This window comes from Peribacillus sp. NPDC056705, assembly GCF_043656335.1.
This window is the reverse complement of the sequence record NZ_JBHTYI010000040.1, coordinates 22135-33911: the sequence shown is the minus strand read 5'-3', so window position 1 is coordinate 33911 and position 11777 is coordinate 22135. Positions and strand designations below refer to the sequence as shown.

The 11777-nt window shown below is 40.9% G+C and carries 14 protein-coding genes and 11 tRNA genes; 1 reads left to right on the top strand and 24 read right to left on the bottom strand.

Annotation, left to right across the window (positions count from 1 at the left end; genetic code table 11):
- Positions 1-96: 96 nt before the first annotated feature.
- The 12 genes from ACFRAK_RS25120 to ACFRAK_RS25065 all read right to left on the bottom strand — a co-directional run bounded on the left by ACFRAK_RS25120 (position 97) and on the right by ACFRAK_RS25065 (position 1823).
- Positions 97-170: transfer RNA gene (locus ACFRAK_RS25120), tRNA-Gly, on the bottom strand.
- A gap of 29 nt (positions 171-199) precedes the next feature.
- A tRNA-Pro gene (locus tag ACFRAK_RS25115) sits at positions 200-276 on the bottom strand.
- A gap of 7 nt (positions 277-283) precedes the next feature.
- A tRNA-Arg gene (locus ACFRAK_RS25110) sits at positions 284-360 on the bottom strand.
- An 18-nt stretch (positions 361-378) separates the two neighbouring features.
- Positions 379-464, bottom strand: a tRNA-Leu gene (locus ACFRAK_RS25105).
- Between the two features lie 58 nt (positions 465-522).
- Positions 523-604 (bottom strand) — tRNA-Leu (locus tag ACFRAK_RS25100).
- Positions 605-613: 9 nt separating this feature from the next.
- A tRNA-Lys gene (locus ACFRAK_RS25095) sits at positions 614-689 on the bottom strand.
- Positions 690-698: 9 nt separating this feature from the next.
- Positions 699-773, bottom strand: a tRNA-Gln gene (locus tag ACFRAK_RS25090).
- Positions 774-850: 77 nt separating this feature from the next.
- Positions 851-926: transfer RNA gene (locus tag ACFRAK_RS25085), tRNA-Asp, on the bottom strand.
- Between the two features lie 24 nt (positions 927-950).
- Positions 951-1022, bottom strand: a tRNA-Glu gene (locus ACFRAK_RS25080).
- A 17-nt stretch (positions 1023-1039) separates the two neighbouring features.
- Positions 1040-1130 (bottom strand) — tRNA-Ser (locus ACFRAK_RS25075).
- Positions 1131-1137: 7 nt separating this feature from the next.
- Positions 1138-1212: transfer RNA gene (locus tag ACFRAK_RS25070), tRNA-Asn, on the bottom strand.
- 146 nt (positions 1213-1358) lie between these two features.
- Positions 1359-1823 (bottom strand): SprT family protein, encoded by a 465-nt coding sequence (locus ACFRAK_RS25065; protein ID WP_387604946.1) that lies wholly within the window; start codon positions 1821-1823, stop codon positions 1359-1361.
- 83 nt (positions 1824-1906) lie between these two features.
- Here ACFRAK_RS25065 and cmpA point away from each other — a divergent pair, with 83 nt between their 5' ends.
- Complete coding sequence (gene cmpA / locus ACFRAK_RS25060) at positions 1907-2026, top strand: cortex morphogenetic protein CmpA (RefSeq protein WP_098372179.1); 120 nt, start codon at positions 1907-1909, stop codon at positions 2024-2026.
- A 75-nt stretch (positions 2027-2101) separates the two neighbouring features.
- Here cmpA and ACFRAK_RS25055 read toward each other — a convergent pair whose 3' ends face one another.
- The 12 genes from ACFRAK_RS25055 to alr all read right to left on the bottom strand — a co-directional run bounded on the left by ACFRAK_RS25055 (position 2102) and on the right by alr (position 11631).
- Positions 2102-4285: a Tex family protein gene (locus ACFRAK_RS25055; RefSeq protein WP_394572731.1), complete on the bottom strand. Its 2184-nt coding sequence runs from the start codon at positions 4283-4285 to the stop codon at positions 2102-2104.
- A gap of 92 nt (positions 4286-4377) precedes the next feature.
- Positions 4378-4989 (bottom strand): PP2C family serine/threonine-protein phosphatase, encoded by a 612-nt coding sequence (locus tag ACFRAK_RS25050; RefSeq protein ID WP_228467594.1) that lies wholly within the window; start codon positions 4987-4989, stop codon positions 4378-4380.
- The gene (gene sigB / locus ACFRAK_RS25045) at positions 4986-5774 is read right to left on the bottom strand and encodes an RNA polymerase sigma factor SigB (protein WP_034306363.1); all 789 of its coding nucleotides are present in this window, start codon (positions 5772-5774) and stop codon (positions 4986-4988) included. The genes ACFRAK_RS25050 and sigB overlap by 4 nt, the downstream gene beginning before the upstream one ends.
- Positions 5752-6225, bottom strand: coding sequence for an anti-sigma B factor RsbW (rsbW, locus tag ACFRAK_RS25040; RefSeq protein ID WP_098372177.1), 474 nt, complete (start codon positions 6223-6225; stop codon positions 5752-5754). Before rsbW ends, sigB begins: the two co-directional genes overlap by 23 nt.
- Entirely contained in the window at positions 6222-6554 is a 333-nt protein-coding gene (locus ACFRAK_RS25035; RefSeq protein WP_098372176.1) for an anti-sigma factor antagonist, read from the bottom strand. Before ACFRAK_RS25035 ends, rsbW begins: the two co-directional genes overlap by 4 nt.
- Before the next feature lie 59 nt (positions 6555-6613).
- Positions 6614-7624 carry a PP2C family protein-serine/threonine phosphatase gene (locus tag ACFRAK_RS25030; RefSeq protein WP_387604948.1) on the bottom strand — a complete coding sequence of 337 codons (1011 nt, stop codon included), beginning with the start codon at positions 7622-7624 and terminating at the stop codon, positions 6614-6616.
- A 9-nt stretch (positions 7625-7633) separates the two neighbouring features.
- Positions 7634-8035 carry an anti-sigma regulatory factor gene (locus ACFRAK_RS25025; protein WP_048682056.1) on the bottom strand — a complete coding sequence of 134 codons (402 nt, stop codon included), beginning with the start codon at positions 8033-8035 and terminating at the stop codon, positions 7634-7636.
- 3 nt (positions 8036-8038) lie between these two features.
- The gene (locus ACFRAK_RS25020; protein ID WP_076373142.1) at positions 8039-8395 is read right to left on the bottom strand and encodes an STAS domain-containing protein; all 357 of its coding nucleotides are present in this window, start codon (positions 8393-8395) and stop codon (positions 8039-8041) included.
- Between the two features lie 2 nt (positions 8396-8397).
- Positions 8398-9225 (bottom strand): RsbT co-antagonist protein RsbRA, encoded by an 828-nt coding sequence (locus ACFRAK_RS25015; protein WP_387604949.1) that lies wholly within the window; start codon positions 9223-9225, stop codon positions 8398-8400.
- 421 nt (positions 9226-9646) lie between these two features.
- Positions 9647-9997 carry a type II toxin-antitoxin system PemK/MazF family toxin gene (locus ACFRAK_RS25010; RefSeq protein WP_260288846.1) on the bottom strand — a complete coding sequence of 117 codons (351 nt, stop codon included), beginning with the start codon at positions 9995-9997 and terminating at the stop codon, positions 9647-9649.
- A 7-nt stretch (positions 9998-10004) separates the two neighbouring features.
- Complete coding sequence (locus ACFRAK_RS25005; protein WP_034306380.1) at positions 10005-10286, bottom strand: CopG family ribbon-helix-helix protein; 282 nt, start codon at positions 10284-10286, stop codon at positions 10005-10007.
- Between the two features lie 160 nt (positions 10287-10446).
- Entirely contained in the window at positions 10447-11631 is a 1185-nt protein-coding gene (gene alr / locus ACFRAK_RS25000; protein WP_394572730.1) for an alanine racemase, read from the bottom strand.
- Positions 11632-11777: the final 146 nt, after the last annotated feature.

The following is an 11777-nucleotide window of genomic DNA, read 5'->3' as shown; positions in this document are numbered from 1 at the left end:
AAATGTTTGACTTGCTCATTTGCTTTTTTGATAGTGTGTGCTCACTTAAAATTTAACGTTGGCGCTTTGTTTTGTTCAGTTTTCAAAGAGCAATAATGGAGCGGGTGAAGAGAATCGAACTCTCATCATCAGCTTGGAAGGCTGAGGTTTTACCACTAAACTACACCCGCATTTAATTTTGAAATATTTTAAGAAAGAATGGTCGGGAAGACAGGATTCGAACCTGCGACCCCTTGGTCCCAAACCAAGTGCTCTACCAAGCTGAGCTACTTCCCGTAAAATATGGTGCGCCCGGCGGGAGTCGAACCTACAACCTTCTGATTCGTAGTCAGATGCTCTATCCAATTGAGCTACGGGCGCTAATTTCTATGATGTTATTGGTGCGGCCGAGAGGAGTCGAACCTCCACGGGGTCTCCCCCACTAGGCCCTCAACCTAGCGCGTCTGCCATTCCGCCACGACCGCGAAAGCGACTTTGTAAGTTTAACACCTTTTCAACTTGATGTCAAGAAGAAAATATCAGTGCGGGTGAAGGGACTTGAACCCCCACGCCTTGCGGCGCCAGATCCTAAGTCTGGTGCGTCTGCCAATTCCGCCACACCCGCGAAAACAAATGGTGAGCCATGAAGGATTCGAACCTTCGACCCTCTGATTAAAAGTCAGATGCTCTACCAACTGAGCTAATGGCTCTAAATAAAATGGCTGGGCTAGAAGGGATCGAACCTTCGCATGACGGAATCAAAATCCGTTGCCTTACCGCTTGGCTATAGCCCAATAAACAATTACTAATTAACAGCCAGGATAATATTATATCACGATAATATTATTTTAACAAGTGTTTTTTAAAAAAATGGCGGTCCCGACGGGAATCGAACCCGCGATCTCCTGCGTGACAGGCAGGCATGTTAACCGCTACACCACGGGACCAACATGATAATCAGTATAAGAAAGTGACCCATACGGGATTCGAACCCGTGTTACCGCCGTGAAAGGGCGGTGTCTTAACCGCTTGACCAATGGGCCTTGATAAAATATGTAACTGGCGGAGAAGGAGGGATTTGAACCCTCGCGCCGCTTACGCGACCTACACCCTTAGCAGGGGCGCCTCTTCAGCCTCTTGAGTACTTCCCCAAAAAAATGGCTCCGCAGGTAGGACTCGAACCTACGACCGTTCGGTTAACAGCCGAATGCTCTACCACTGAGCTACTGCGGAATAATAAAAATTGGGTTCCTCTTTCACGCTCAAAGACCTTAGTGTTTGTCGTTAAGACAAGTTGTTATCTTGTCGACTCTTATGATTATAAAGAGGTTACAACTTAAAGTCAAGAGTTCTTTTGTATTTTTTTATAATTTTGTTATTCACACCTTAAACCCTTGGTAAATCAATGATCCACGGCATTTACTACAAACGAAACGGGTCGTGTCGATTCGTTTTCTTCTTATATATACCTGCTGACAGTCTTCACATTTATATTGAATAGTATTCATCTTTTTCTTTAATTGGTTAGATGGCAGCGGCTCGCAAAATCTTGGTGCTCCCACCATTCTGAGTAAATGTTTAAAGTCCGCATCACGATGCTGGTACCCCTTCTTCTCGATGTGCAAATGATAATGACACAATTCATGCTTAATGATTCCAACGATTTCTTCCACACCGCGTTCATCAAGATACTTCTTATTGATTTCTATATTGTGTGAACGAAGCAAGTATCGCCCTCCTGTTGTTCGGAGACGCGGATTAAAAATGGCTTTATGTTTAAATGTCTTTTTAAAGTCTTTCATCGAAATTTCTTCTACTAGTTTTTGCAATTGCCGATTATCCATTTCCCCCTCCCTTTCTTTGGTAACATGACAACCCATTATAACATAGACTAATAATACAATAGGAAACTAAGGGAGGAAAAGCTATGCCTAATTGGTTCCAGAATCAAATCCGCAAAGCCTTTTATGAAAAGGATTATTATCAAGTGAAGATGTTGAATCAATGTTGGTTTTTTTATCAAAAGAAAGAAAGTCTCAGGGTATAAATCCAACTGTGCTCCAAATATAAATGCATTGCTTCAAAAAAACCCCTTCTAAATATAGAAGGAGCTTACCATAGGCTAGTTTTGATCCTTTGGCTCGAGCATCGTTAAAGATACCCTTTGCTTTTTGGGGTCAACCAATTCGACCCAAACCGTCACAACATCCCCAACGGCAACTACATCCAATGGGTGTTTTACAAACCGGTTGCTCAGTTTAGAAATATGCACCAGACCATCCTGTTTGACACCGATGTCCACAAACGCACCGAAGTCCACAACATTCCTCACTGTACCTTGTAATTCCATCCCAGTTTGCAGATCCTCCATTTTTAGTACATCCTGCTTAAGCAGTGGTTTTGATAATTCATCGCGAGGATCTCTTCCCGGTTTCATCAAATCATCTATGATATCTTTAATCGTAATTTCCCCAATTTCCAATTCATCGACCAAATCAGCCGGATTCAGTTTACCTAACTCTTCATTCAATGCGTTACTGCCTAAATCTTCAGATGTAAATCCCATTTTCTTTAATAATTTATTCACGGCACTATAGTTCTCAGGGTGTATCGCAGTTTGATCTAAAGGTTCATTTCCATTAATGATACGTAAGAACCCTATACATTGTTCATATGTTTTAGCACCAAGCCGGGGAATTTTCTTTAATTCCTTCCTGCTTGAAAACTTCCCTTCCTCTTCCCTTTTCTTCACAATATTTTGAGCAACCGATTTTGATAAACCAGCTACATATTGTAATAGAGACGATGAAGCGGTATTGACATTCACTCCCACTTGGTTAACAGCTGTTTCCACTACAAAGGTGAGGGATTCCGTTAACTTTTTCTGGGAGACATCATGTTGATACTGCCCTACCCCTACGGATTGGGGGTCAATTTTAACAAGTTCGGCAAGGGGATCTTGAAGCCTTCTTCCTATCGAAACTGCACTTCTCTGTTCTACTTGAAGATCCGGAAACTCTTCACGGGCTATATCCGAGGCTGAATACACGCTGGCACCCGCTTCATTAACAATTATATATGAAATATTCCCTTCCACTTCTTTTATAATATCTGCGATGAATTGCTCTGATTCACGCGATGCCGTACCATTGCCGATTGCCACGATCTCAACCGAGAACCGCTGAAGTATTTCGATCGTTTTTTCACGGGCAGCATTAAGCTTCGCAGCAGGAGGATGCGGATAGATCACACTGATATCGAGTACCTTTCCGGTTTCATCGATGACAGCCAACTTACACCCAGTCCGATATGCCGGATCTAAGGCTAGGACCACTTTCCCTTTAAGCGGGGGCTGCAAGAGCAGGTTCCTGAGGTTTTCAGAGAAAATATGGATAGCCTGATCCTCAGCTTTTTCCGTCAGCTCTTTTCTGATTTCCCGTTCTACAGAAGGCATGATCAAACGTTTGAGCCCATCTTCAATCGCAGATTTAAGAACAACTTGGGCCTCAGATTTGTTATTTTTAATGATTTTCCGTTCCAGATGACCAATGATGATTTCAGTCCGAGGATGAATGGAGATTCGTAAAACCTCTTCCTTTTCACCTCTATTCAGCGCCAACACCCGATGCGGCACGATTCTTTGAACCGGCTCCTCATATTCATAGTACATCTCGAAGATTTTTTTCTCATCCTTTTCTTCATTTTTCACGGTTGAAACCACTTTTCCAGCCTTGAAAATTTCAGCCCTTATCCACTTCCTTAATTCTGCATCATCGGAAATATGTTCAGCTATGATATCCTGCGCTCCCGCAATAGCCTCTTCAATAGATGAAACTTCTTTTTCTGCCAATATGAATTCTGCAGCTTTTTCACTAACCCGAGCATGCAATTGACATTCCAAAAGCCAATTAGCCAATGGTTCAAGACCCTTTTCTTTAGCGACCGTTGCTTTCGTTCTCCTTTTTTGTTTGAACGGCCTGTATAAATCCTCGACTTCCTGCAGTTTTGTAGCTTTTTCGATTTGTCTTGTTAATTCTTCCGTCAATTTCCCTTGTTCACCAATCGAACGCGTTACTTCCGCTTTCCTCTGGCCAAGGTTTTCTAGATAGTTCCACCTTTCCATAATGGAACGAATCTGCACTTCATCAAGTGAACCCGTCATTTCTTTTCTATACCGTGCAATAAAGGGGACAGTATTACCCTCTTGAAGCATCTGTATGACGTTTTGGACTTGATGATTTTTTAAAGTCAGCTCATTTGATATTTGTTTAATCAACTCTTTTAATGTATCTTCTACAACGATCATTATGTCTACCTCCAACGTTTTGATCTGATATATATAGTCTAGCAAATGAGGGATGAAGTTGCGAATTCCATACAAAAAAGCTTACCTCCGAATTACGGCGAAAGTAAGCTTCCTAAAATGAAAGTTGTATCATCTGCAGTTAATGGACTGCTTGCTAGTATGCATTGGGCGTTCTTATCGATAGGGACCAGCCTTTTCAAAAAGGATTTAGCTCCCTTAAGTTCCAAACCATCTGAATGAAGAATGAATTTGGCATTTGGTTCATATTTGTATCTCTGCGTCCTGTATTTTTGTTTCCTTCCTGATAAATACCCTGTAACAGGTAAAGGGTAAACGAGTTTATCGTCACTTGGGTTATACAAGAAAAAGCGAATGTTACCAACTGAACTGTATACAAATTCATTCTTGTCATAAAAAATCTTCAAAATGGAAACGGCTGCTCCCCGCTTATTGACCAAAACTTGATTGCACACTGCCATTAGGGATTCGACATCCAACTCATGATTACGTTTAACTTCCTCGATGACGGCATGGGAGGAGTCGTAAGCGTTTTTTCCGCTGCCCAGGCCATCTGCCAATACACAGACAAAATATTCTTTCGTATGAAGAAAAAAGTAATCATCACCACAATAAACCATCCCGTTTTTAGACGATTGAGAGACAAGGACTTCTATTTTTTCTCCCCTCAGAATATCTTTGATCACTGAATTAACTCCGAGTTTTCAGCATTAATGGCTTCTTGAAGCTTTTTGATCGCGCGGCGTTGGAGCCTTGAGACATGCATTTGGGAAATCCCCAGTTTATCGCCCGCTTCTTTCTGGCTTAAATTCTCTAAATAAGTATGTTGAATGATCATCTTTTCACGGTCACTCAGCACATGCAGCACCTTTTCAAGCACAAGTCTCTGATTGACCTTTTCAAAACCTTCATCGACATTCCCGAATATATCAAGCAATGTGACAGTACCGCCATCAGAATCCGCCTCAATAGAATGATCCACGGATAAAGCTTGATAGCTTTTTCCCATTTCCATCGCCTCTAAAACTTCTTCTTCAGTCACGCCTATACTATCGGCTATTTCATCTATTCTTGGTGAACGATGCAGAGTTGTAGTTAATTCCTCGACAGTCACCCTGATTTTCGGACCAAGTTCCTTAATTCTCCTTGGCACATGGACACTCCATGTTTTGTCACGCAGGAACCGTTTGATTTCGCCGATTATAGTAGGGACAGCAAATGCCTCAAAGCTCTTACCGAAAGATTCATCATATCGACGAATGGCACCTAACAAACCAATCATGCCGACTTGGGAGATATCCTCCTGGAATGATTTCCCTTTCGCATACTTACGGGAGATTGTTTCAACCAAACTTTTATAATGGATGACTAGATTGCTCTGTGCTTCCTCATCTTGATTCTGCTGGTAAGCTCTAATCCATTCATTTACCTGTTCTCTTTGTGCCTGGTTAGGTTGAGACTGTTTTTGCATCCATCTCCACCTGCTCTCCTTCTAAAAACTTAGTCATAAATACTGTAACCCCATCATGCTGATGAATCTTCACATCATCCATCAGAGTTTCAATAAGGTAAAGACCCAAGCCTCCTTCTCTCAAAAGTTCGACTTTTTGTCCATTCTCGTATGGTCCGATCCCTTGACGAACCTCTTCGAAATTACAGCTCTTACCACTATCAGAAACCATGACCTCCAAGCGGTCAGGATAAAGGCCGAAACTTACTTTCACTTCACCTTTTTCAGAATCTTTATATGCATGCTGTACCGCATTTGTACAAGCCTCACTTGTAGCGATTTTCAAATCCTCAATTTCATCATACGCAAATCCCATCCGGCTCCCTATCCCAGAAAGCGTTAAACGAATGACACCGATGAATTCTGGTTTTGCAGGTATTTTCATTTCGATGTAATCATATACTTGACTCATTCTAACCCACCCTCTGTACCACTTTTTATATCAATGATATCTGCAAGACCTGTAATATCAAATAAACGTCGTAACCTTTCTGATAAGCCAACTAAAGTGAATTCGCCATTATGTGCCCTTACACTTTTGAAAGCACCGACAAACACCCCAAGTCCCGTACTATCCATATAAGAAACTTCAGTTAAATCAATAGTAATCGAAACATTATCCTGCTCCGAAATCGGAAATAGTGATTCCCTTAATTTCGGCGCAGTATATGCATCGATTTCACCTTTCAGTTTTACAATAAATTCAGAATTCAATTCATTAACATCTACAGTTATATTCATCAATGACCCACCTCTTCAAATCCTCTTCATTTCTTTATCTATACCCAGCAGACAAAATACTAAACATTTGATTTTAAAATTATTAATGTAAAATCATCCCTCAGTTGGAAATTCTGCATTTTCTCCAATTGTTTAAATATATTATTCACCATTTCCTGGGCTTGCAAATGCATATTCTTTTTAATGAGCCCAATAAGTGTTTCCCTTTCTATGAACCCATCATTCGTCCGGCATTCCGTTACTCCGTCAGATAATAAAATGATCATGTCTCCATGATTCACCGTTTTTTCATATTGGCGATACCTTGTTTTTTTATCGACTCCAAGCAACAAGCCCTTTGCATCCAAATCGCTAAAAGTACCCGTTGCGGCGTCATAGTAAAAACCAGGTTCATGTCCGGCTGAAGCATAGGAGAATTGCCTGTCATGCGGATCATATAAGCCATAGAACATGGTTATGAACATGCTTGGATCCACATTATGCTCCACAACACGGTTCAAACTCTCAAGCACACTATTCGGTTCATGACGATGCTCCGGAAGACTGTCCATCGCATATTTGATCATCGACATGCACAGTGCAGCAGGAATCCCCTTTCCAATGACATCGGCTATTCCTACCCCTAACCGCTCATTTTCATCTTGGACGAAGTGATAGTAATCCCCGTTCATCTGCCTCGCTGGAACACTGATTACTCCAATTTCAAGAGCTTTGATATCAGGAATTTTCGTTTCCAAAAGAGTATGTTGAACATTTGCCGCTATCTCGATTTCCGTTTTCAGTTCCTGCTGCTGATGTCTAAGGCTTTGATGCTCACGGTATGCAATACCGTAGCCCATCATGACTTCTAACAGAAAATCGAAAGAATCCAATACTTTTCCCGGTAATTCCGGGTAAAGTTCCATCAAGTTATTTTTATGCATACTGATGATTTCTTCTGGAGATATATTGTATTTGATATGTAGGCGGCTAATCTTTTGCCCTTGGTAGAGTGCCTGCTCATTTTGGTCTTTAAGATAAGTAGAAAGCGCCTCATGATACTTTTTCTCCATGTTCTCCCTAATATCCATAGTCCCCCCCTAACGGAGCCATTTTGTAGCGATAATCTTAGTCCCTTCACCTGGTATCGATTCAATATCAAAGTCATCCATTAAACGTTTGGCTCCAGGAAGGCCTGCACCCAGTCCCCCCGAGGTGGTATATCCATCTTCCATGACTCTGCGGATATCCTCAATTCCCGGCCCTTGGTCCTCTGCAATGATTTTCAATCCTGACTTCCCATTTATATTTAGCTTTTCTATGCTAACACTGCCTTGTCCAGCATATAGGTATATGTTTCGGGCCAATTCGCTAATGGCCGTCGTGATCCTGGCCTGGTCTACAGTACCGAACCCCAACTCTTTAGCGACATTTCTTCCGAGCTGCCTTGCAGCTACGATGTCCCATTCATTTATGATTTTTACGCAGGATTGGAACTCCATTCTTTAATCCCCCAATTCCTGTTGTAATTTCTCCAGGCCTTTCTCTAAGTCTAATGCTGTCAGAACATCTTCGAGACTAATTCCCAGTTCAATTAATGTTATTGCAACAGCAGGCTGGATCCCCGTAATTACAACTTTCGCCCCCATAAGCTTAGACATGCTAAAGACATCGCCTAATACCTTTGCGATAAAAGAATCAATAAAATCTATTGAGGTAATATCTATGACAACGCCATTCGCGCTTGTTTCATGAATTTTATGCAGTAAATCCTCTTGGAATTGAAGGGCTGTCACATCATCCAATTCCCACTGTATAGATACTAACAAGCAGTCATAAAGCTTTAATATCGGAATCCTCATACTTATCCCTCCACCTTTACGATCTTACGGCTCATTAATTCCAACGCAACTTCTATCCCTTTTTTTAACGTATTTTTTGTAATCACTTCATTTAAATTAATTCCAAGATTAACTATGGTTTGGGCTATTTCAGGGCGGATGCCGCAGAGTATACATTTGGCGCCCACCAATCGGACCGCTTCCGCAGCTTGAATGATATGATGGGCAACCATCGTATCCACGACCGGCACGCCCGTTATATCAATAAGAACAACTTCAGATCTATGCTTAACCACGCCAGTCAACAGGTTTTCCATTATCTGTTTGGCACGTTCCGTATCAATCGTACCAATCAGCGGCATTACCGTAATGCCTTCCAATACAGGAATGAGCGGAGCCGAAAGTTCCTGCAACGCAATTTTTTGCATGGAAACCGTTCTTTCCCAAGTTTGAGTATATATATTGACTATTTCATTATTAATTGGTGTGGCCCATTTATCCAAATGATTAACAAGATTGACTTGATTATCAGGAGTAACCAGACCCTTTTCCACCATTCCATTAATGACAATTAATGTGAATTTATGAAGTCCTTCATTGACGAAAGTAAGAGGCCATCCCAATTGGACGACTTTCTCGGCAAAATCAGAAAGCTTCAATGTGAATTCCTTGGTTTTACTATCAACGTTCGTGATGATCATATCTATAAATTCACTGCTCGTTTGAGTGAACATTCGATCTGAGACGACTTTAATTAATCTTTCATCCGTACTTTCCTTCATGATGCCCATCCACTCAGTAAGGATGTAATCCTGATTTTGCTTAATAAAATCGTAAACCAATTGATTCATAATATCCTCCCATTCTAACACAATTGCTATGTTTCCCCTGTCCTCGTCACAAGGATGTTAACTAACTGTAATCTTATTCCTATCTGGATTTTCTTGGAGTTCCCACTACACTTTTGCTTTTTTTTTAAGTAGTTACAACATAAATACATACCCAAAATCCAGGTAAGAAAAACATCAATTAAAGAAAAATTAGGGAGATACTTTAAAACAAAGAACGTTCTATTCGATATCTAACTGTATAATGTTTTTATTCGTCAATTTTTTCATATTTCCTGCTGATGCTATATGGACATCTGTTGATGTTATTGTTATTTTCCAAAAAAAAACACGATTCCCGCATTTGCAGGAATCGTGTCATCTAAAATAGCATCAAGAATGATTTGTATTATAATAACGCCCAATTTAACGGGAAAAATTTTCTTTAAAAATCAATGAGGCCTAAACTGATTTGCAAAGCTTCATTGACTTTTTGCATCATCGGTTCGTCAAGATGCGTAATTTTATCAGTTAAACGCTGCTTATCAATTGTCCGGATCTGTTCTAATAAAATGACGGAATCTCGCTCGAATCCGTATTTTTTTGCATTAATCTCAACATGTGTAGGCAATTTCGCTTTTTGAATTTGAGCTGTAATGGCTGCCACGATCACAGTCGGACTAAAGCGATTACCAATATCGTTTTGTAAAATTAGTACCGGACGGGTCCCACCCTGCTCTGAACCAACCACCGGGGAAAGGTCTGCGAAGTATACGTCACCACGCTTAACAACAATCAATGGCTCAGCCTCCGCTAACTAATCGTTCAACGCAATGACCAGCCTCGAATTCAGCCTGGAAGGCTTCAGAAGCAATCGTTAAATTAATGGCCGCCATTTCAATATAACCGCGTTTCATCGATTCACGAAACTCTTTCTTTTTACGTTCGCGAAGATACATTTTTGTGGCACGATAAATAAATTCACTGCGATTCACATTTTCCTCACTCGCATACCCATCTAACTCTGTTAAAAAATTTTGAGGTAATCGAATTAATATCTCTCTTGTTGCGCTGGATTCAGACACAAACATACACCTCCACCATCACTACACACCTTTATTATATATCCTTTTCAATATTACCATTAAATTGCCTATCTGCAAAGAGTATATTCTATTCTAAATCTTATTATCAGCATAATAAAGGAAATCTTATTCACAATCTTAGGATTTTTTTACAATCCGGTCATTCCAAAATGAAATTACGTACATGATTCATCTGATTGTCTTTAATATATATGCGGGGCACTCTTGCTCCTATCATACATGTTACCTCATAGTTAATCGTTTCCAGTTTTGCCGCTATCTCATCGACAGTGATCGATTCATCGCCATCATTCCCCATTAATGTAACCTCTGTTCCTACTGGGTATGGTCCAGGCAGCTTGATCATGCATTGATCCATGCAAATCCTTCCGACTATGGGTACTCTTTTTCCATCCACAAGAACTTCCTGACCTTGAAGCTTACGGATCCAGCCGTCAGCATAACCGATTGGCAAAGTCCCAATCCATTCATCACCTTCAGCCGTATAAGTCGCCCCATAACTAACGCTTTCACCCTTGGAAAGCTGTTTAACCGCGACCATCTTCGTACTCAATGATATAGCCTGTTTTAATGGAAATGGCAATATCGGCTTCATTTCCATGGAAGGACTCAAACCATACATGGAAATCCCCATTCTTATTGCATTCCATTCAGGATCGGTGAACCTTAAAGAAGCTGCACTATTGGCTGCATGAACATATTCCGGCTTTCTGGTCAATTCGGAAAGCATTCCTTTAAAGAAAGCAAGCTGCGTTTCATAAAAGTCGGTCTTTATTTCATCCGCCGTCGCGAAATGAGTGAATATCCCTTGGAAATTAAAACAAACTTCCCTCTCAAGCAAACTTTCCACTTTCATGAGTTGTCCTATATCCCGAATGCCGATTCTCCCCATGCCGCTATCCACTTTTACATGGATTTGCAAAACTTGTCCCGGTTTCAACAAATCCTTTGCCTTCTCCAACCATGTTACGTCGAAAACCGTCAAGGAAATCCCATACTCGGCAGCAAGCGCTGCACTTTCAGGCCTCGATGCCCCAAGTACAAGAATCGGAGCCAATATTCCCTTATTCCGCAAGGCGAGAGCCTCATCCAAAAAAGCGACACTTAAAAAATCCGCCCCAGCTTCAAGCGCCGTTTTAGCCACTTCATAGTCCCCGTGTCCATAAGCATTCGCTTTAACGACAGCGAAAAGACTAACACCTTTTCTTAAACTTTTTTTCATTGAAGAAATATTTTCAAAAATATTATCCAAATTTACTTCTGCCCATGTATCTCGATGAAATGTTTTCGTTTCCAAGACCTTTTCCTTCTTTCCTACACTCACAATAAGATTCTTCCCAGTAGCGAAGTTTTCGTTTCATTATAGGACCATTCTATAACCAACCGCTAGAAATATAAAGCGCTTTTTCACCTTGCTCCTAATTTACCTAGCTGCCAGCCGAAATCAAATGGAAGTATTAAAAATGTCAA